The organism is Streptomyces sp. NBC_01426 (genome assembly GCF_036231985.1).
Lineage (GTDB): Bacteria > Actinomycetota > Actinomycetes > Streptomycetales > Streptomycetaceae > Streptomyces.
The window spans coordinates 4,688,405-4,708,742 of the sequence record NZ_CP109500.1; the positions used below are offsets into that span (position 1 = coordinate 4,688,405).

The 20,338-nt window shown below is 68.5% G+C and carries 12 protein-coding genes and 3 rRNA genes; 9 read left to right on the top strand and 6 right to left on the bottom strand.

Annotated elements, in window-relative coordinates; genetic code table 11:
• Positions 1-22: 22 nt before the first annotated feature.
• The 3 genes from OG906_RS20795 (at position 23) to OG906_RS20805 (ending at position 3,430) form a co-directional block, all read left to right on the top strand.
• On the top strand, positions 23-1,156 hold the full coding sequence (locus tag OG906_RS20795) for an SIS domain-containing protein (RefSeq protein WP_267796144.1): 1,134 nt from the start codon (positions 23-25) through the stop codon (positions 1,154-1,156).
• Between the two features lie 53 nt (positions 1,157-1,209).
• Positions 1,210-2,367, top strand: a complete 1,158-nt coding sequence (gene manA, locus OG906_RS20800; protein WP_329444808.1) for a mannose-6-phosphate isomerase, class I — start codon at positions 1,210-1,212, stop codon at positions 2,365-2,367.
• A gap of 94 nt (positions 2,368-2,461) precedes the next feature.
• Positions 2,462-3,430 carry a cation diffusion facilitator family transporter gene (locus OG906_RS20805; RefSeq protein ID WP_329444810.1) on the top strand — a complete coding sequence of 323 codons (969 nt, stop codon included), beginning with the start codon at positions 2,462-2,464 and terminating at the stop codon, positions 3,428-3,430.
• A 70-nt stretch (positions 3,431-3,500) separates the two neighbouring features.
• Here the strand turns inward: OG906_RS20805 and OG906_RS20810 are convergent, their stop codons facing one another.
• Positions 3,501-5,627 (bottom strand): fructose-specific PTS transporter subunit EIIC, encoded by a 2,127-nt coding sequence (locus OG906_RS20810; protein ID WP_329444812.1) that lies wholly within the window; start codon positions 5,625-5,627, stop codon positions 3,501-3,503.
• Positions 5,628-5,970: 343 nt separating this feature from the next.
• Here OG906_RS20810 and ahcY point away from each other — a divergent pair, with 343 nt between their 5' ends.
• Positions 5,971-7,407 carry an adenosylhomocysteinase gene (ahcY, locus tag OG906_RS20815; protein ID WP_267796140.1) on the top strand — a complete coding sequence of 479 codons (1,437 nt, stop codon included), beginning with the start codon at positions 5,971-5,973 and terminating at the stop codon, positions 7,405-7,407.
• A gap of 125 nt (positions 7,408-7,532) precedes the next feature.
• A complete protein-coding gene (locus tag OG906_RS20820) occupies positions 7,533-8,156 on the top strand; it encodes a hypothetical protein (protein ID WP_329444815.1) in 624 nt (207 codons plus the stop codon).
• A gap of 37 nt (positions 8,157-8,193) precedes the next feature.
• Here OG906_RS20820 and OG906_RS20825 read toward each other — a convergent pair whose 3' ends face one another.
• Entirely contained in the window at positions 8,194-9,132 is a 939-nt protein-coding gene (locus OG906_RS20825; protein WP_329444816.1) for an RDD family protein, read from the bottom strand.
• A gap of 114 nt (positions 9,133-9,246) precedes the next feature.
• Between OG906_RS20825 and OG906_RS20830 the strand changes: the two genes are divergently transcribed.
• From OG906_RS20830 to rrf, 4 genes are all read left to right on the top strand, one after another.
• Positions 9,247-10,254: a stage II sporulation protein M gene (locus OG906_RS20830; RefSeq protein ID WP_329444818.1), complete on the top strand. Its 1,008-nt coding sequence runs from the start codon at positions 9,247-9,249 to the stop codon at positions 10,252-10,254.
• 596 nt (positions 10,255-10,850) lie between these two features.
• Positions 10,851-12,375 (top strand): 16S ribosomal RNA (locus tag OG906_RS20835).
• A gap of 290 nt (positions 12,376-12,665) precedes the next feature.
• A 23S ribosomal RNA gene (locus tag OG906_RS20840) occupies positions 12,666-15,789 on the top strand.
• 74 nt (positions 15,790-15,863) lie between these two features.
• Positions 15,864-15,981: ribosomal RNA gene (gene rrf, locus OG906_RS20845) — 5S ribosomal RNA — on the top strand.
• Together the 16S, 23S and 5S rRNA genes form the textbook arrangement of a ribosomal RNA operon.
• A 146-nt stretch (positions 15,982-16,127) precedes the next feature.
• On the opposite strand, the gene OG906_RS20850 is transcribed toward rrf, so the two are convergent.
• From OG906_RS20850 to OG906_RS20865, 4 genes are read right to left on the bottom strand one after another with little or no spacing between them, the layout of a single operon-like run.
• A complete protein-coding gene (locus tag OG906_RS20850) occupies positions 16,128-17,438 on the bottom strand; it encodes a DUF58 domain-containing protein (protein WP_267826228.1) in 1,311 nt (436 codons plus the stop codon).
• Complete coding sequence (locus OG906_RS20855; protein ID WP_267803436.1) at positions 17,438-18,400, bottom strand: AAA family ATPase; 963 nt, start codon at positions 18,398-18,400, stop codon at positions 17,438-17,440. Before OG906_RS20855 ends, OG906_RS20850 begins: the two co-directional genes overlap by 1 nt.
• Positions 18,397-19,659 (bottom strand): DUF4350 domain-containing protein, encoded by a 1,263-nt coding sequence (locus OG906_RS20860; RefSeq protein WP_329444824.1) that lies wholly within the window; start codon positions 19,657-19,659, stop codon positions 18,397-18,399. Before OG906_RS20860 ends, OG906_RS20855 begins: the two co-directional genes overlap by 4 nt.
• Entirely contained in the window at positions 19,656-20,336 is a 681-nt protein-coding gene (locus OG906_RS20865; RefSeq protein ID WP_329444826.1) for a DUF4129 domain-containing protein, read from the bottom strand. Before OG906_RS20865 ends, OG906_RS20860 begins: the two co-directional genes overlap by 4 nt.
• Between the last annotated feature and the right edge of the window lie 2 nt (positions 20,337-20,338).

The following is a 20,338-nucleotide window of genomic DNA, read 5'->3' on the forward strand; positions in this document are numbered from 1 at the left end:
CCACCCACAGCCGGAGGCCGCCATGCTCGACGAGTCCATCCTCGACGCACCGGACGATCTCGCCCGCGCCGACCGCCGCGGCCTGCTCCGCGGCGCCGCCGACGCCGGAGCCAGGGTCCGGACCGCCGCCCGGCACGCCGCCGAGGCCGGCCTGGCCGACCTGCGGCCCGACGGCCGCCCCCGCGCCGTGCTCATCGCGGGCCCCGGCACCGCCGCCACCGGCGTCGCCGACCTCCTCGGCGCCCTCGCCGGAGCCTCCGTACCGGTCACCCGCCTGCACCCCACCGGCGTCGCACACGCCGCCGGCGCACTGCGCTGGACCCTGCCCGGCTGGGCCGGTCCCGTGGACCTGCTGCTCGTCGCCACCACCGACGGCACCGAGCCCGGACTGGCCGTCCTCACCGAGCAGGCCTACCGGCGCGGCTGCACCGTCGTCGCCGTCGCCCCCGAACGCTCCCCGCTGAGCGAGGCCGTGGACGGCGCCCACGGAGTGCTCGTACCGATGGCCCGAGCCCCCTACCAGGAGTACGACGAATCCGCCGCGGCCGGCCCCGGCGCCCTGTGGGCCCTGCTCACCCCGCTCCTCGTCCTCCTCGACAAGGTCGGACTCGTCACCGCCGCACCCGACACGCTCCTGCTCGTCGCCGACCGGCTCGACCGCACCGCCGAACGCTGCGGCCCCGCGATCGCCACCTACTCCAACCCGGCCAAGACCCTCGCCACCGAACTCGCCGACTCCCTCCCGCTCATCTGGAGCGAGGGAGCCGGAGCCGGCCCGGCCGGACGCCGGTTCGCCGCGACCCTCGCCGAACTCGCCGGGCGCCCCGCCCTCGCCGCCGAACTCCCCGAGGCGCTGCCCGCCCACGGAGTGCTCCTCTCCGGGGCCTTCGCCGCCGGCGCCGACCCCGACGACTTCTTCCGCGACCGCGTCGACGAACCCCAGGCGATGCGCGCCCGCGTCGTCCTGCTGCGCGACCGACCCACGGGCGGACTCAGCGCCGCACCCGCCGCCCGCGAACTCGCCCTCGGCCACGACACGGCCATCAGCGAACTCGAACCCGAGGAGGGAACCGAGTTGGAACAGCTCGCCGAACTCCTCGCCATCACCGACTTCGCCACCGCCTACCTGGCGTTGGCGTCGGGGGGACACCGCTGAGGCACACCCGTGCCCGCCTGCCCAGCCCCACATCACGACCCAGGAAGACGACGATGGACCGTCTGACGAACACCATCCGCCCCTACGCGTGGGGATCGACCACCGCGATCCCCGCCCTCCTCGGGATCGAGCCGACGGGCGAACCCCAGGCCGAGATGTGGATGGGCGCCCACCCCGGAGCGCCCTCCCGCCTCGACCGCGGAGCCGGCGAGACCACACTGGCGGACGTCATCGCCGCCGACCCCGCCCGCGAACTCGGCGCGGCCACCGTGGCCAGGTTCGGCCCCCGACTGCCCTTCCTCTTCAAGATCCTCGCGGCCGGCGCCCCCCTCTCCCTCCAGGTCCACCCCGACCTGGCACAGGCCAGGGCGGGCCACGAGGACGAGGAACGCCGAGGCGTCCCGATCGACGCGGCCCACCGCAACTACAAGGACGCCAACCACAAACCCGAGATGATCTGCGCCCTCACCCCCTTCGAGGGACTGTGCGGCTTCCGCGCCCCGCTGGAGACCGCCGACCTCCTCGCCGGCCTGGAGGTCGACTCCCTCAAGCCGTACGTCGACCTGCTGCACGCGCACCCCGAAGAGGCCGCGCTGCGCGAGGTCCTCACCGCCGTCCTCACCGCCGACCGCGCCGAGATGGCCCGCACGGTCACCGAGGCGGCCGCCGCCGCCGACCGCCTCGGCGGGCCCTACGCGCCCTACGCGGCCCTCGTCCACGACTACCCGGGCGACCCCGGTGTCATCGCGGCCATGCTGCTCAACCACGTACGGCTCCAGCCCGGCGAGGCCATGTTCCTCGGCGCCGGCGTCCCGCACGCCTACATCGACGGCCTCGGCGTCGAACTGCTCGCCAACTCCGACAACGTGCTGCGCGCGGGCCTCACCCCCAAGCACGTCGACGTGCCCGAACTGCTGAAGATCGTGCGGTTCGAGTCCGGCGACCCCGCCGTGCAGCGCCCCGAAGGCGGCGCCGAGGAGGTCTACGAGACCCCCATCGACGAGTTCCGGCTCTCCCGTTTCCTCCTCGCCCCCGGCGGCGCCCCGCAACTCCTCCCCGACACCACCCCGCAGATCCTGCTCTGCACCGCCGGTTCCCCGAAGGCCGGCGAACTGACCCTGGCCCCCGGCCGGTCCGTCTTCGTCCCCGCGGGCGAAAAGGCCGAACTGTCCGGCAGCGGTACCGTCTTCCGCGCCACCGTCGTGGTCTGACGTACCGTCCCTACCGGCGGCTGCGACAATATGCGGCCGTAGCGCGGCGCCCCGGCCCTGGGGCGCCGCATCGAGGAAGGGACACCCAGCACCCATGAGCGCGTCGGGCGGTACCAGGGCGATCGTGGCGGCACTCGCCGCCAACCTCGCCATCGCCGTAGCCAAGTTCGTGGCCTACGTCTTCAGCGGTTCGTCGTCGATGCTCGCGGAGAGCGTCCACTCGCTCGCGGACTCCGGCAACCAGGGGCTGCTGCTCCTCGGCGGCAAGAAGGCCAAGCGCGAGGCCACGCCCCAACACCCCTTCGGGTACGGGCGCGAGCGCTACATCTACGCCTTCCTGGTGTCCATCGTGCTGTTCACCGTCGGTGGCATGTTCGCCATCTACGAGGGCATCGAGAAGATCAACCATCCGCACCCGATCGAGCAGTGGTACTGGCCGATCGGCGTCCTCGTCTTCGCGATCATCGCGGAGTCCTTCTCCTTCCGCACCGCCATCAAGGAGTCGAACGAGATCCGCGGCTCGCTCAGCTGGGGCCAGTTCATCAAGCGCGCCAAGGCCCCCGAGCTCCCCGTCGTCCTCCTCGAAGACCTCGGCGCGCTCATCGGTCTGGTCCTCGCCCTCGGCGGCGTCGGTCTGGCCCTGGCCACCGGCGACGGCGTGTGGGACGGCATCGGCACCCTCTGCATCGGCGTCCTGCTGATCATCATCGCCATCGTGCTCGCCGCCGAGACCAAGTCGCTGCTGCTGGGCGAGGCCGCCGGCACCGAGGACGTCGACAAGATCACGGCCGCCCTGGTCGACGGCGACGTGGTCACCGGCGTCATCCACATGCGCACCCTGCACCTCGGCCCCGAGGAACTGCTCGTCGCCGCGAAGATCGCCGTCCGGCACGACGACACCGCGACCGAGGTGGCCAACGCCATCAACGAGGCCGAGGCCCGCATCCGCGCCGCGGTCCCGATCGCCCGGGTGATCTACCTGGAGCCGGACATCTACAACGCCGAGGCCGCCGAGGCCGGCGCCAACCCCGCCGCCACCCCCGGCGGCGATCCCGCCCACTGACACACCCGAGAACGTACGAAGGCCCCCGCGCCCCACCGGCCGCGGCGGCCTTCGCACGTCCCGCCCCCGGCTACGCGATCTCGCGCAGCACCGCGAGGACGGCCCGCTCGTCCGGTGCGCACTGCAATCGGGCCCGGAAGTCGACGTCCATCAACTTGCGCGACAACAGGGCCAGGATCCGCAGGTGTTCGTCACCGGCCGCCGCCTCCGGCACCGAGATCATGAAGACCAGGCGGGCCTTCGTCCCGTCCAGCGAACCCCACTCGACGCCCTCGTCGGACCGGGCGAAGCCCACCGTCGGCCGGGTGACCGCGTCCGTCTTGGCGTGCGGGATCGCGATCGACTCGCCGAGCCCCGTCGTCCCCTGCGCCTCCCGGGCGAGGGCGACCCGTACCAGCTCCTCCACGTCACGGACGTTGCCGGTGGCCGCGAGCATCTCCGCCATCTCGCGGATCGCCGCCTCCTTGGTGTCCGCGACCAGCTCCGTCCTCACGGTCCGCGCGGTCAGGTAGCCGGAGAGCACCTCGGCCCCACCGTCGTCCGCGCCGGCCGAAGGCCCCGCCACGACCGTCGCGGTCGCGGTCGCCTTCGCGGCAGAGGCAGAGGCAGAGGCAGAGGCAGAGGCAGCGGCAGAGGCACCGGCACCGGCGGTCCGCGGGGCCGGGACCGACCCCTCGGCCGCGCCCCCCGCACCGGCGCCCACCCCGACGAGCACCGGCTCGGGCACCGCGCCCGGTACCGGCTCGGCGGAGCGGCCCCGCCGCTCCTTGAGCCCGATCAGCGCGTTGGTCGTCAGCGCGGTGACCGCGACACCCGCGGCGATGGCGACGAAGAACATCGCGAGCCCGCTCACCGCGCCGAACAGCGCGACGATCGGACCGCCGTGCGGCACCGAGTTCTCGACCCCGGCCATGCCCGCGACGGCGCCGGCCACGGCGCCACCGAGCACGTTCGCCGGGATGACCTGCGCCGGTCGCGCGGCGGCGAACGGGATGGCGCCCTCGGATATGCCGAAGAAGCCCATGAAGAGAGCAGCGATACCGGTCTCCCGCTCCTGATCGCTGTAGAGCCGGCGCCGCAGCAGCGTGGCCAGGCCCTGCCCCAGCGGCATGACCGGGATGGCGGCGGCGGCCATGCCCATGACGGCGTTGTTCGTGCCGGTGAGCCCCACGGCGACGAGGAAGGCCGTCTTGTTGACCGGGCCGCCCATGTCGAAGGCGATCATCAGGCCGATCAGCGCGCCGAGCACGATCGCGCTGGAGCCCGTCATCCCGTTCAGCCAGTCGGTCAGGTGTGTGAACACCCAGGAGATCGGCTGCCCGATCACATGGATGTAGAGCAGACCGAGGGCCAGCGTCGAGACGATCGGGATCACGATGATCGGCATGATCGGCTGGACGAACCTCGGGACCTTGACCTTCTTGATCCAGATCACCAGGTAGCCGGCGAGGAAGCCCGTCGCGATGGCGCCGAGGAACCCCGCGGTCGCCTCCGCCCCGTAGACGGTCGTGGCCTCCGCGGCCAGGAATCCGCCGAGCATGCCCGGCACCAGCGCCGGCCGGTCACCCAACGCGAAGGCGATGTACCCCGAGAAGATCGGCAGCATCAGCTGGAAGCCGAGGCCGCCGAGGGCGTTCACGTAGAACCAGAACGACCCCTCGTCGAAGGTGATGCCCTTCGCGGACGAGTGGCCGCCGAGCGCGATCGAGACGGCGAGCAGCAGACCGCCCACCACCACGAACGGGATCATGTGCGAGACGCCGTTCATCAGCGCCTTGTACGCGGTGCTGCGCTCGTTGCCGCCGCCACCGGAATTCTCCGACGACGTCGCCCCCGACTGCACCGGCGCGCTCCGCACCCGTTCGATCAGCTCCTCGGGCCGGTGGATCCCGTCCGCGACCCCCGTCGACAGGACCCGCTTGCCCGCGAACCGCGTGCGATCGACCTCCTTGTCGGCGGCGATGATGATCCCGTCCGCCTCCCTGACATCGTTGTCATCCAGTACGTTCTCGGCCCCGATGGACCCCTGGGTCTCCACCTTGATGTCGATGCCGAGCCGCTCGGCGGCCTGCTGGAGCTTCTCCGCGGCCATGTAGGTGTGCGCGATCCCCGTGGGGCACGCGGTCACGGCGAGCAGCTTCAGGCGCCCGCCCCCGCTGGTGCCCCCGCCACCGGGAGGGCCTGCCGGACTGGTCACTGGGTTCTCCTTCGTGCCGTCGGTCCTGTGGGATCGCACGCGCGACCCGATCCCACCGCATCCTTCTCCACACGAGGGGGCGACCAAAAGACCGAAAGGCCCTGAACCCCTCCGCCGGACGGCCCGAATCCGGTCGGCACTTCTTCTCCGGCCCGCTGGGGCCCACCGGGCCGGTCGGTGTAGATTCGTCCTCAGTGTCAGGCGTCGCTGCTGATGGCGGTCGGGCGGTCCTCGTGACCGGCCGAGGGGAGAGAGGGCCCCCGACGGACTGTGCTCGGTGCACGGGTCCGCCCATGCACGGCTCAGCCGTACCCACCCTCTCGAACCATGAGGAGCAGCACCCATGGACTTCAAGGTCGCAGACCTCTCCCTCGCCGCCTTCGGCCGCAAGGAGATCACCCTGGCCGAGCACGAGATGCCCGGCCTGATGTCGATCCGCGCCGAGTACGCGGAGGCCCAGCCGCTGGCCGGCGCCCGCATCACCGGCTCCCTGCACATGACCGTGCAGACCGCCGTGCTCATCGAGACCCTCGTCGCCCTCGGCGCCGACGTCCGCTGGGCCTCCTGCAACATCTTCTCCACCCAGGACCACGCGGCCGCCGCCATCGCGGTCGGCCCGAACGGCACCCCGGAGAACCCGCAGGGCGTCCCCGTCTACGCCTGGAAGGGCGAGACGCTGGAGGAGTACTGGTGGTGCACGGAGCAGGCGCTGACCTGGCCGAACACCCCCACCGGCGGCCCGAACATGATCCTCGACGACGGTGGTGACGCCACCCTCCTCGTCCACAAGGGCGTCGAGTTCGAGAAGGCCGGCGCGGCCCCGGACCCGTCGACGGCGGACTCCGAGGAGTACGCCCACATCCTCACCCTCCTCAACCGCACCCTCGGCGAGGCCCCGCAGAAGTGGACGCAGCTCGCGTCCGAGATCCGCGGCGTGACCGAGGAGACCACCACCGGCGTCCACCGCCTGTACGAGATGATGGCCGAGGGCACCCTGCTCTTCCCGGCGATCAACGTGAACGACGCCGTCACCAAGTCGAAGTTCGACAACAAGTACGGCTGCCGCCACTCCCTCATCGACGGCATCAACCGCGCCACCGACGTCCTCATCGGCGGCAAGGTCGCGGTCGTCTTCGGCTACGGCGACGTCGGCAAGGGCTGCGCCGAGTCGCTCCGCGGCCAGGGCGCCCGCGTCATCGTCACCGAGATCGACCCGATCTGCGCCCTTCAGGCGGCCATGGACGGCTACCAGGTCGCGACGCTGGACGACGTCGTGGAGACGGCCGACATCTTCATCACGACCACGGGCAACAAGGACATCATCATGGCCTCGGACATGGCCAAGATGAAGCACCAGGCCATCGTCGGCAACATCGGCCACTTCGACAACGAGATCGACATGGCCGGCCTGGCCAAGATCGACGGCATCGTCAAGGACGAGGTCAAGCCCCAGGTCCACACCTGGAAGTTCCCCGACGGCAAGGTCCTGATCGTCCTCTCCGAGGGCCGCCTGCTGAACCTCGGCAACGCGACCGGCCACCCCTCCTTCGTCATGTCGAACTCCTTCGCGGACCAGACCCTGGCCCAGATCGAGCTCTTCACGAAGCAGGCGGAGTACCCCACCGACGTCTACGTGCTCCCCAAGCACCTCGACGAGAAGGTGGCCCGCCTCCACCTCGACGCCCTCGGCGTCCGCCTCACCACCCTGCGCCCCGAGCAGGCCGCCTACATCGGCGTCAAGGTCGAAGGCCCGTACAAGGCCGACCACTACCGCTACTGATCCCCGGCGGATCCGCGGCACGGCACCACAGGCAGGCCCCCGGCACCACGCCGGGGGCCTGCCCCGTACCCGCCCCGGCCCCCGACCACCCGGGCCCCTGCGGCCCATCCGAGAATTGGGACCCGATGCCCCGCGGCCGCTACTCGCTCCACGACCCGCACGACCACACGCCCCTCGGCGAGGAGCACTTCCACTGCGCGCCCGGCCCCTCCGGATGGCGCTACGTCGCCCAACGCACCACCCCGAGCGGCGACCACGCCGGCTCGGTGGACCTGGCCGTCGACGAGATCGGCCGCCCCATCCGGCTGGAGGTCAACGCCTCCGGCTGGCAGGTCCGCGGCGCCGCCATCGACGGCGTCACCTGGGTCCGGACCGATCCCGCCGGCGCGGAGGCCACCGAGGGCAACGTCCGGGCGCCCGGCTTCACCGGCACCTCGCCGGCCTTCCTCGTCGCGACGACCCGCCTGCTGCGCCTGACCCCGGGCGCCCCCGCCACCCGCGTCCGACTCCTCGCCCTGACCGACCCGGTCCTCGCCGCCCGCACGGTCGACCAGGCCTGGGAGCTCACCGGCCGCGAGGAACACCCCACCGACAGCGGCCCGCTCACCGTGGACGCGTACCGCGTCACGGCCCTGGACACCGGCGAGGTCCACACCGTGCACATCGCCGGCGACGTCGTGCTCTCCGCCCCCGGCATCGAACTCGAACACCTGGAGACCCCGCCTTCGACGTTCGAGGACCCGGCCTAGCCCCTCGCGGTCACGCGGTCCCTCGCGGTCACCGGGCTCAGGCGGGCGGCGCGAACCCGGTGCCGCCGCGCGGCGGCTCGACGGGCGAGACCCGCGCCGGAGCGACCGCCTCGGGCCGGACGGGCGGCGCGACCGGCGCCGTCACCACCGGCGCGGGCACCGCGGGCATCGCGCCGTACGGCACGGGGGCCGGCGCGGCCTGCGCTCCGTACGGGGCCTGCGGCGGAGCCGCCCGGAAGGCCCGCGCCGCCTCGCGCGACTGCCGCTCGTGCACCACGGCCGCCAGGAACGCGGCGGCCGGCACGCCCGCCGGCGGCGGGGTCCCCGTACGCGCCACGACCTCGTCCGCGAGCTTCGCTGCCATCGCGGCGCCCGTGTGCGGGTCCAGCTGGTTCATCCGCGTCAGGTACTGCCTGATCGTCAGCCACAGTCCGTCCGGTACCGCCGACAGGTCCAGTCCCGTGAACCGCCCCGCCAGCCACGGCGGCGGCGGGGGCACCGGCATCACCCGTGCTCCCGGCACCCGCTCCCGGACCACCAGCGTCCCCGCGAACACGTCGCCGAGCCGCCGCCCCCGCGACGACACCAGCGAGGCGATGCAGGCCACGCTCCCGAAGGTGATCAGCAACTCCACGACCCCCATCGCGCCGCGCACCAGCGCGTGCCGGAACCGGATGGGCCCGCCGTCGTCCCGCACCACGCGCAGCCCCAGCGCCAACTTCCCGAGCGAACGTCCGTGGGTGAGCGTCTCCACGGCGATCGGGACACCGACCAGCACCAGCAGGAACATGCCCACCGACACGGCGGCCTGCGCGGCGTCGTCCAGCGAGGCCGTCGCGAACACGATGCCGATCGAGACGAGCAGGTAGCCGGCGCCGTAGACGAGCACGTCGAGACAGATCGCCAGCGCCCGGCTCGGCAGCCTCGCAGGCCTCAACCCCAGGACGACCGCGTCCCCCGTCACCAGATCGCTCACTGACGCGCACCCTTCATCCGCCCTGACCCGCCCCTGTTTCCCCCAGTCTGCCAAGCTGACCACAGGAGAAGTAAGCGGTGGCGGCTGGGCTGGGGCAGGGGAGCGGGAAACCGGATGGATGTCGACGTCTTCGTGGCGGCCCACCAGGCGCAGTGGGCGCGTCTGGAACAACTCCTCGGCCGGGGCCGGCGGCTCACCGGCGAGGAGGCGGACGAACTCGTCTCGCTCTATCAGCGCACCTCCACCCACCTGTCCCTGATCCAGTCGAGCGCCCCGGACCCGATGCTCGTCGGCCGCCTCACGCAGCTCGTCGCCCGCGCCCGCTCCGCCGTCACCGGCGCCCGCCGGGCCGGCTGGCGCGACGCCGCCCGCTTCTTCACGGCCGGCTTCCCGGCCGCCGTGTACCGAAGCCGCCGCTGGTGGATCCCCACGGCCGTGCTCTCGATAGCCGTCGGCGTCCTCCTCGGCTGGTGGATAGCCACCAACCCCGAGGCGCAGAGCGTCATCGCCGCCCCGGACGACCTGAGGCGACTCACCAAGCCGGGCGGGGAGTACGAGACGTACTACTCCAGCCATCCCGCGGCCTCCTTCGCCGCGAAGGTCTGGACGAACAACGCGCAGGCCGCCGCGATGTGCCTGGTCCTGGGCGCGTTCCTGGGGCTGCCGGTGCTCTGGATCCTGTTCCTGAACATGGCCAACCTCGGTGTCGGCATCGGCCTGATGGCATCCGCCGGTCGCCTCGACGTCTTCCTCGGCCTGATCCTTCCGCACGGCCTGCTCGAACTGACGGCGGTCTTCGTCGCCGCGGGCACGGGCCTGCGCCTGGGATGGACGGTCATCGACCCGGGACCCCGCACCCGCCGCGCCGCCTTGGCCGAACAGGGCAGAGCCGCCCTCGGCATGGCCATCGGCCTGGCCTTCATCCTCTTCATCTCCGGCCTCATCGAGGGCTTCGTCACCCCGTCCGGCCTCCCCACCTGGGCCCGCATCGCCATCGGCATCGCCGCCGAGGCGGCCTTCCTGGTCTACGTCTACGTCCTGGGCGGCCGCGCCGCCCGTGCCGGCGACGTGGGTGACGTCGAGGAAGCCGACCAGACGGCGACGCTCCCCACCGCGGCCTGATGTGCGGACGAGCCGGCCGAGCTGCTAGTCTCCTCGTCGTCCCGCAAACACCGTTGACACGGTCGCAGCGGGGAGGTAGATTCGAACGGTTGCCTCGAACTGGACAAGTTCGGCAGCGATGGTTTAAAGTCTCTCTCGCCCCCAGGAATTGAATTCCAAGTGGGCACAATCGACTCTTCTTCCAGAAAGTCCGAAGCCGGGAAATCCGGTGGAAAACCTCTGATAGAGTCGGACTCGCCGGAAAGGGAAAGCGCGAAAGCGAAGAACCTGGAAGGCCGAAAACAAGCGAGACTGGCTCTGATAGAGTCGGAAACGCAAGAACGAAGGAAGCGCCCGGAGGAAAGCCCGAGAGGGTGAGTACAAAGGAAGCGTCCGTTCCTTGAGAACTCAACAGCGTGCCAAAAATCAACGCCAAAAGTTGATACCCCGTCCATTTCGGTGGATGAGGTTCCTTTGAAAAAGACCTGTGAGGTCGTCATCCTTCGGGATGGTGGTGCTTGCAGGCGATTACACAGCGAGGACGCAGTGGTCGATCGGTCTTATTCCGACATGATCGGCCCGCTCTAAGTGCGTGTGCACCCGATTACGGGTAAACATTCATGGAGAGTTTGATCCTGGCTCAGGACGAACGCTGGCGGCGTGCTTAACACATGCAAGTCGAACGATGAAGCCCTTCGGGGTGGATTAGTGGCGAACGGGTGAGTAACACGTGGGCAATCTGCCCTTCACTCTGGGACAAGCCCTGGAAACGGGGTCTAATACCGGATAACACTCCTGCCTGCATGGGTGGGGGTTAAAAGCTCCGGCGGTGAAGGATGAGCCCGCGGCCTATCAGCTTGTTGGTGGGGTAATGGCCCACCAAGGCGACGACGGGTAGCCGGCCTGAGAGGGCGACCGGCCACACTGGGACTGAGACACGGCCCAGACTCCTACGGGAGGCAGCAGTGGGGAATATTGCACAATGGGCGAAAGCCTGATGCAGCGACGCCGCGTGAGGGATGACGGCCTTCGGGTTGTAAACCTCTTTCAGCAGGGAAGAAGCGAAAGTGACGGTACCTGCAGAAGAAGCGCCGGCTAACTACGTGCCAGCAGCCGCGGTAATACGTAGGGCGCAAGCGTTGTCCGGAATTATTGGGCGTAAAGAGCTCGTAGGCGGCTTGTCACGTCGGATGTGAAAGCCCGAGGCTTAACCTCGGGTCTGCATTCGATACGGGCTAGCTAGAGTGTGGTAGGGGAGATCGGAATTCCTGGTGTAGCGGTGAAATGCGCAGATATCAGGAGGAACACCGGTGGCGAAGGCGGATCTCTGGGCCATTACTGACGCTGAGGAGCGAAAGCGTGGGGAGCGAACAGGATTAGATACCCTGGTAGTCCACGCCGTAAACGTTGGGAACTAGGTGTTGGCGACATTCCACGTCGTCGGTGCCGCAGCTAACGCATTAAGTTCCCCGCCTGGGGAGTACGGCCGCAAGGCTAAAACTCAAAGGAATTGACGGGGGCCCGCACAAGCAGCGGAGCATGTGGCTTAATTCGACGCAACGCGAAGAACCTTACCAAGGCTTGACATATACCGGAAAGCATTAGAGATAGTGCCCCCCTTGTGGTCGGTATACAGGTGGTGCATGGCTGTCGTCAGCTCGTGTCGTGAGATGTTGGGTTAAGTCCCGCAACGAGCGCAACCCTTGTCCTGTGTTGCCAGCATGCCCTTCGGGGTGATGGGGACTCACAGGAGACCGCCGGGGTCAACTCGGAGGAAGGTGGGGACGACGTCAAGTCATCATGCCCCTTATGTCTTGGGCTGCACACGTGCTACAATGGCCGGTACAATGAGCTGCGATACCGTGAGGTGGAGCGAATCTCAAAAAGCCGGTCTCAGTTCGGATTGGGGTCTGCAACTCGACCCCATGAAGTCGGAGTTGCTAGTAATCGCAGATCAGCATTGCTGCGGTGAATACGTTCCCGGGCCTTGTACACACCGCCCGTCACGTCACGAAAGTCGGTAACACCCGAAGCCGGTGGCCCAACCCGTAAGGGAGGGAGCTGTCGAAGGTGGGACTGGCGATTGGGACGAAGTCGTAACAAGGTAGCCGTACCGGAAGGTGCGGCTGGATCACCTCCTTTCTAAGGAGCACAGTACCGATTGCAGACAAATGTTCTGCACGGTCAGCTCATGGGTGGAACGTTGATTATTTGGCACGGTCTTCCAATACATCCTGCAAGTACTGCCCTCGGGCGTGGAAAGCGGTGATGGTGGCGGAGGGTCGTGCCTGGCACGTTGTTGGGTATCTGAGGGTACGGCCGTAAGGTTGTATCTTCGCGATGCCGGCCCCAGTGAACTCGCCAGCTTGTCTGGTGGGGTGATGGGTGACTGGTCGTTGCTTGAGAACTACACAGTGGACGCGAGCATCTGTGGCCAAGTTTTTAAGGGCACACGGTGGATGCCTTGGCACCAGGAACCGATGAAGGACGTGAGAGGCCGCGATAGGCCCCGGGGAGCTGCCAACTGAGCTTTGATCCGGGGGTGTCCGAATGGGGAAACCCGGCAGTCGTCATGGGCTGTCACCCGCTGCTGAACACATAGGCAGTGTGGAGGGAACGAGGGGAAGTGAAACATCTCAGTACCCTCAGGAAGAGAAAACAACCGTGATTCCGGGAGTAGTGGCGAGCGAAACCGGATGAGGCCAAACCGTATGCGTGTGATACCCGGCAGGGGTTGCGCATGCGGGGTTGTGGGAATTCTTTTGATCGGTCTGCCGGCCGGTCGGCGAGTCAGAAACCGTTGATGTAGTCGAAGGACATGCGAAAGGTCCGGCGTAGAGGGTAAGACCCCCGTAGACGAAACATCAGCGGCTTGCTTAAGAATCTCCCAAGTAGCACGGGGCCCGAGAAATCCCGTGTGAATCTGGCGGGACCACCCGCTAAGCCTAAATATTCCCTGGTGACCGATAGCGGATAGTACCGTGAGGGAATGGTGAAAAGTACCGCGGGAGCGGAGTGAAATAGTACCTGAAACCGTGTGCCTACAAGCCGTGGGAGCGTCGCGCATTGAGTTTACTCAATGCGTCGTGACTGCGTGCCTTTTGAAGAATGAGCCTGCGAGTTAGCGGTGTGTAGCGAGGTTAACCCGTGTGGGGAAGCCGTAGCGAAAGCGAGTCCGAATAGGGCGATTGAGTTGCACGCTCTAGACCCGAAGCGGAGTGATCTAGCCATGGGCAGGTTGAAGCGGAGGTAAGACTTCGTGGAGGACCGAACCCACCAGGGTTGAAAACCTGGGGGATGACCTGTGGTTAGGGGTGAAAGGCCAATCAAACTCCGTGATAGCTGGTTCTCCCCGAAATGCATTTAGGTGCAGCGTCGTGTGTTTCTTGCCGGAGGTAGAGCACTGGATAGGCGATGGGCCCTACCGGGTTACTGACCTTAGCCAAACTCCGAATGCCGGTAAGTGAGAGCACGGCAGTGAGACTGTGGGGGATAAGCTCCATGGTCGAGAGGGAAACAGCCCAGAGCATCGACTAAGGCCCCCAAGCGTACGCTAAGTGGGAAAGGATGTGGAGTCGCAGAGACAACCAGGAGGTTGGCTTAGAAGCAGCCACCCTTGAAAGAGTGCGTAATAGCTCACTGGTCAAGTGATTCCGCGCCGACAATGTAGCGGGGCTCAAGCGTACCGCCGAAGTCGTGTCATTCCAGCACATACCCCCAACGGGGGCTGGGATGGGTAGGGGAGCGTCGTGTGCCGGGTGAAGCAGCAGCGGAAGCTAGTTGTGGACGGTTCACGAGTGAGAATGCAGGCATGAGTAGCGATACACACGTGAGAAACGTGTGCGCCGATTGACTAAGGGTTCCTGGGTCAAGCTGATCTGCCCAGGGTAAGTCGGGACCTAAGGCGAGGCCGACAGGCGTAGTCGATGGACAACCGGTTGATATTCCGGTACCCGCTTTGAAACGCCCAATATCGAATCCTCTAATGCTAAGGCCGTGAAGCCGTTCCGGACCCTTCGGGGAAAGGAAAGTGGTGGAGCCGCCGGCCCAAGGTGGTAGTAGGTAAGCGATGGGGTGACGCAGGAAGGTAGTCCAACCCGGGCGGTGGTAGTCCCGGGGTAAGGGTGTAGGCCGAGGGGTAGGCAAATCCGTCCCTCATTAAGGCTGAGACCTGATGCCGAGCCGATTGTGGTGAAGTGGATGATCCTATGCTGTCGAGAAAAGCCTCTAGCGAGTTTCATGGCGGCCCGTACCCTAAACCGACTCAGGTGGTCAGGTAGAGAATACCGAGGCGTTCGGGTGAACTATGGTTAAGGAACTCGGCAAAATGCCCCCGTAACTTCGGGAGAAGGGGGGCCATCACCGGTGATAGCACTTGCTGCTTGAGCTGGGGGTGGCCGCAGAGACCAGCGAGAAGCGACTGTTTACTAAAAACACAGGTCCGTGCGAAGCCGTAAGGCGATGTATACGGACTGACGCCTGCCCGGTGCTGGAACGTTAAGGGGACCGGTTAGTGCGCTTTCGGGCGTGCGAAGCTGAGAACTTAAGCGCCAGTAAACGGCGGTGGTAACTATAACCATCCTAAGGTAGCGAAATTCCTTGTCGGGTAAGTTCCGACCTGCACGAATGGCGTAACGACTTCTCGACTGTCTCAACCATAGGCCCGGTGAAATTGCACTACGAGTAAAGATGCTCGTTTCGCGCAGCAGGACGGAAAGACCCCGGGACCTTTACTATAGTTTGATATTGGTGTTCGGTTCGGCTTGTGTAGGATAGGTGGGAGACTTTGAAGCAGCCACGCCAGTGGTTGTGGAGTCGCCGTTGAAATACCACTCTGGTCGTGCTGGATGTCTAACCTCGGTCCGTGATCCGGATCAGGGACAGTGTCTGATGGGTAGTTTAACTGGGGCGGTTGCCTCCCAAAGAGTAACGGAGGCGCCCAAAGGTTCCCTCAGCCTGGTTGGCAATCAGGTGTTGAGTGTAAGTGCACAAGGGAGCTTGACTGTGAGACCGACGGGTCGAGCAGGGACGAAAGTCGGGACTAGTGATCCGGCGGTGGCTTGTGGAAGCGCCGTCGCTCAACGGATAAAAGGTACCCCGGGGATAACAGGCTGATCTTCCCCAAGAGTCCATATCGACGGGATGGTTTGGCACCTCGATGTCGGCTCGTCGCATCCTGGGGCTGGAGTCGGTCCCAAGGGTTGGGCTGTTCGCCCATTAAAGCGGTACGCGAGCTGGGTTTAGAACGTCGTGAGACAGTTCGGTCCCTATCCGCTGTGCGCGTAGGAATATTGAGAAGGGCTGTCCCTAGTACGAGAGGACCGGGACGGACGAACCTCTGGTGTGCCAGTTGTCCTGCCAAGGGCATGGCTGGTTGGCTACGTTCGGGAGGGATAACCGCTGAAAGCATCTAAGCGGGAAGCCTGCTTCAAGATGAGTATTCCCACCTCCTTGAGAGGGTAAGGCTCCCAGTAGACGACTGGGTTGATAGGCCAGATGTGGAAGCCCGGTAACGGGTGGAGCTGACTGGTACTAATAGGCCGAGGGCTTGTCCTCAGTTGCTCGCGTCCACTGTGTTAGTTCTGAAGTAACGAACTGTGTTCATATCCGGTTGGTTAACTTCATAGTGTTTCGGTGGTCATAGCGTTAGGGAAACGCCCGGTTTACATTCCGAACCCGGAAGCTAAGCCTTTCAGCGCCGATGGTACTGCAGGGGGGACCCTGTGGGAGAGTAGGACGCCGCCGAACAATCATTGTGGGAAAGCCCCGCACCCTTCAGGGTGCGGGGCTTTTCTGCGTTCCAGACCATTTCGGTTCAGGACGGTTTTCATCGGAACCGGCCCGACGCGGTGGTGAACCCCGTCGGGCCTTCCGCCATGCATGTCAGTGCGGGGCTACAGGCGGCCGGCGGCCTTGAGTGCGAGGTAGGCGTCGGCGAGCGCCGGGGCCAGGTCGTCCGGGGCGGCATCGACGACGTGGACACCGTGGCGGGTCAACTGGTCCGCCGTGCGGTCGCGTTGAGAACGGGTCTGAGTGCCGGCAGCGGCCTCGTACACGGCGTCGACGCTGCCGCGGGCCGTGGTCATCTCCGCCACCCGGGGATCGGCGACCGAGGCCAGGACGACGGTGTGGCGCTGGGTCAGCTGCGGCAGCAGCGGGAGGAGACCCTCCTCGATCGGGGCGGCGTCCAGGGTGGTCAGCAGGACCACCAGGGAACGGCGCGGAGCGCTGCGCAGGACCGTGGACACCAGCGAACGCGCATCGGTCTCGACGAGCTCCGCCTCCAGGGTCGCCATGGCGTTGACGAAGGCGGGCAGGGTGTCGGCGGCCGAGCGGCCCTGGACCTGGGCGCGCGGCCGGCGGTCGTGGGCCAACAGGTCCACCCGGTCACCGGCCCGGACGGCCAGGGCGGTCAGGAGGAGCGCCGCGTCCAATGCGGAGTCCAGGCGGGGGGCGTCGCCGACGCGGCCCGCCGCCGTACGGCCGGTGTCCACGCAGATGAGGATGTGCCGGTCGCGCTCGGGGCGCCACGTACGGACGGCGACCTTGTTCTGGCGGGCGGTGGCCCGCCAGTCGATGCTGCGGGTGTCGTCGCCCGGGACGTAGTCGCGCAGGCTGTCGAACTCGGTGCCCTCACCGCGCGTCAGGACGCTGGTACGGCCGTCCAGTTCGCGCAGGCGGGCCAGCCGGGACGGGAGGTGCTTGCGGCTGGTGAACGGGGGCAGGACCCGGACCGTCCACGGGACGGTGTGGGTGCCCTGGCGGGCCAGCAGTCCCAGGGGACCGAGGGAACGGATCGTGACGCGGTCGGCTCGGCGGTCGCCGCGGCGGGTCGGGACCAGCCGGGTGGTGAGCCGGCGGCGTTCGCCCGGGGGGACCGACACGGTGTGGCGGGACGCGGCGCTCTCGGTGCCCGGGCGCCAACTGCTCGGGGGCCAGGCGTCACGGACCCGGGCGCGGAGCTTGCGGGTGCCCGGGTTGGTGAGGGTGAGGTGGACGTCGGCGTGTTCGCCGAGGCGCACCGAGGTGTCGCCGGAGCGGGCCAGGGTGAGCGTGCGGACGGGCACCGCGAGGGTGTAGTCGAGCGCGCAGGCCAGGGCCAGGGGGCCGTTGACCGCCAGCATCCCCGTCCAGCTCGGTTCGAGGATGCCGACGGGGATGCTGCCGAGTGCCGCGAGCAGGGCGGCGCGTCCGGTGAGGGCCATCAGCGCGGGACGGGGACGTGGGACAGGATCGCGGTGATGACGGCGTCGGCCGTGACGCCTTCCATCTCGGCCTCCGGGCGCAGTTGGACCCGGTGGCGGAGCGTGGGCAGGGCGAGGGCCTTCACGTCGTCGGGCGTCACGTAGTCGCGGCCGACGAGCCAGGCCCAGGCGCGGGCGGTGGCCAGCAGGGCGGTCGCGCCGCGCGGGGAGACGCCGAGGGTCAGCGACGGCGATTCGCGGGTGGCGCGGCAGATGTCGACGACGTACGCGGCGATCTCCGGGGAGACGGTGGTCGTCTCGACGGCCTTGCGGGCGGTTTCGAGTTCCGCGGGCCCGGCGACGGCGCGCAGACCGGCGGCGTGCAGGTCGCGCGGGTTGAAGCCGGCGGCGTGCCGGGTCAGGACGCCGATCTCGTCTTCGCGGGAGGGCAGCGGGACGGTCAACTTGAGCAGGAACCGGTCCAGTTGCGCTTCCGGGAGGGGGTACGTGCCCTCGTACTCGACCGGGTTCATCGTCGCGGCGACGAGGAACGGCTCGGGCAGCTTGCGGGGCACGCCGTCGACGGTGACCTGGCGCTCCTCCATCGCTTCGAGGAGGGAGGACTGGGTCTTCGGGGGCGTGCGGTTGATCTCGTCCGCGAGGAGGAGATTCGTGAAGACCGGGCCGTTCTGGAACGAGAACTCGGCGGTGCGGGCGTCGTAGACCAGCGAGCCCGTGACGTCACTGGGCATCAGGTCGGGGGTGAACTGGACGCGCTTGGTGTCGAGTTCGAGGGACGCGGCGAGGGCGCGGACCAGAAGGGTCTTCGCGACGCCGGGGACGCCTTCGAGGAGGACGTGACCCCGGCACAGGAGCGCGACGACGAGACCGGTGACGGCGGAGTCCTGGCCGACCACGGCCTTTCCGATCTCGGTGCGGAGCGCTTCCAGTGAGGAACGGGCGCTGTCCGTGGTGGCCGTCATGAGGTGCGGACCTCTCTTTCGAGGGCGTCGAGGTGGTCGGCGAGCGCGACGAGTGCCGCGTCGTCGGCGGGGGTGGTGCCGAAGAGGAGGGCGGTGAGGTCCTGGGCGCCGTCCGCGGAGAGGCGGGCGGACACGGCGGGGACCAGGCTGCCGGGTTCGTGGGCCTGGACGGCCGGTACGCCGACCAGCGAGGCGAGACGTTCCCGGGAGGCGGCGCGCAGCACGGTGGCGGCGCGGTCGCGGGCTCCGGACAGGCGGTAGAGGCGGGCACGGCCCTCGGTGGCCTCGGAGGCGCGGACGGCGACGGGCAGTTTCTCGGTGACGAGGGGGCCGAGCCGGCGGGCGCGCCAGAGGGCCGCGAGCACGGCGGCGACGAAGAGTTGCAGCAGGGCCCAGCCCCAGCCGGCCGGGATGAGGTCGAAGAGGGACTTCTCCTCGGCGGAGGGCTCGGTCTCGCCGCTCTGGTCGGCGAGGCCCGGCAGGTACCAGACGAGTTCCGTTCGGGAGCCGAGGAGTTGCAGGGCCAGGGAGGCGTTGCCCTGCTCGGCGAGTTCCCGGTTGAGCAGGATCGACTCGGAGCCGAGGAGGACGGTGTCGCCGCCCTTGGTGGTGCCGGGGAGCACGAGGAGGGTGGGGTGGCCGTCGCTGGGGTAACAGGCGACCGCCCCCGGGAGGTCGGTGGTGTAGCGGAGGCTGTCACCGGTGGCGGCGCGGCCCGCGGACACGGCGGCCGGCAGGGAACAGCCGGGGTCGAGGTTCTCCTGGCCGGCGTACGAGGCGGTGCGTACGCCGGGGGCCAGGTCGGTGAGGCTGCGGCCGCCGGCGCCGAGGAGGACCGTGCGGCCGCCGGAGAGGTCCATGGCGGAGCGCAGGGTGCCGCGCGGGGTGTCGCCGAGCACGTCCGGGTCGGTGACCAGGAGGGTGGTGTCGGGGCCGGCCGCGGCGGCGGCCTCGGCGGCGGTGGTCACGACGCGGGTGGTGACGCCGCGTTCCCCGAGGAGTTCGGCGACGGCGCGGCTGCCGTACGGGTCGGCGGAGCGGGGGTCGAGGTAGCCGTGGCGTTCCTCGGACTGGAGGGCGGCCAGGGTGACGGCGCCGACGAGCAGGACGCCGGTGGCGATCAGGAAGCCGCGGGCGCGGACCCACCACAGGGCGCCGCCGGTGGCCGCGCCGCCCGACGGGGTGCGGGGGACGTCGGCGGCGGGGTCCTTGGCGGGGCCGGGGGCGCCGGTCGGGCTCGGGGCGGTGGTGCCGGTCATGCCGTGGGTCCCGTCAGGAGCGGCTTGGCGCGTTCCAGGGTGATGTCGAGGGTGCGCAGGCGGTCGTAGGTGTCGGGATCGCCGGTGCGGCCGCCGTAGGTGACGTCGTCGAAGGCGCGAGCCGCCGCGCGGAGGTCGGCCCCGTGGTCCGGCAGGGAGACGGCGGCCTCGGTGGCGGCCTCGTCGGCGGTGCGGCCGGGGCGCGGGTCCAGGAGGGTGCGTTCCTCCAGGGAGCGGACGACGGCCCGCATGCGTTCCTGGACGGCCTCGGTCCAGCGGCCCGCGGCGGCGTGGGCGTCGGCGGTCGCCCGGTGGTCGGCTGCGCTGCGGAGGCCGTCGTCGAAGAGGAGCCCCGGGCCGGCCGCGGTGCGGCGGGGGGAACCGAGGCGCCACCACAGGGCGGCGACGGCCAGCACGATCAGGACGAGGACGGCGAGCAGGCCGAAGCCGCCTCCGGGGGTCGCCCCGGAGGCGGAGTCGAGGAAGTCGCCCAGCCACTCCCAGAACCGGTCGAAGGCGCGCTGGATCAGGCCCGGGTCGTTGCGGTGGTACGCCGCCTTGGACAGTTCGCGTTCGGCGGCCTCGCGGGCGGCGTCGCGCGGCGTCGTCAGCGGTGGCGTCTCGGCGCCGGGCAGCAGGGCCGCGGCGCCGATGGTGATGAGTCCCCCCGTGCTCATCG

Bases quoted from the DNA above. Each gene is read 5' to 3' on its own strand.
- OG906_RS20865 (WP_329444826.1), bottom strand. From the start codon at position 20,336: ATGAGCACGGGGGGACTCATCACCATCGGCGCCGCGGCCCTGCTGCCC.
- manA (WP_329444808.1), top strand. From the start codon at position 1,210: ATGGACCGTCTGACGAACACCATCCGCCCCTACGCGTGGGGATCGACC.
- OG906_RS20795 (WP_267796144.1), top strand. From the start codon at position 23: ATGCTCGACGAGTCCATCCTCGACGCACCGGACGATCTCGCCCGCGCC.
- OG906_RS20860 (WP_329444824.1), bottom strand. From the start codon at position 19,659: ATGACCGGCACCACCGCCCCGAGCCCGACCGGCGCCCCCGGCCCCGCC.
- OG906_RS20830 (WP_329444818.1), top strand. From the start codon at position 9,247: ATGGATGTCGACGTCTTCGTGGCGGCCCACCAGGCGCAGTGGGCGCGT.
- OG906_RS20855 (WP_267803436.1), bottom strand. From the start codon at position 18,400: ATGACGGCCACCACGGACAGCGCCCGTTCCTCACTGGAAGCGCTCCGC.
- ahcY (WP_267796140.1), top strand. From the start codon at position 5,971: ATGGACTTCAAGGTCGCAGACCTCTCCCTCGCCGCCTTCGGCCGCAAG.
- OG906_RS20805 (WP_329444810.1), top strand. From the start codon at position 2,462: ATGAGCGCGTCGGGCGGTACCAGGGCGATCGTGGCGGCACTCGCCGCC.
- OG906_RS20820 (WP_329444815.1), top strand. From the start codon at position 7,533: ATGCCCCGCGGCCGCTACTCGCTCCACGACCCGCACGACCACACGCCC.
- OG906_RS20850 (WP_267826228.1), bottom strand. From the start codon at position 17,438: ATGGCCCTCACCGGACGCGCCGCCCTGCTCGCGGCACTCGGCAGCATC.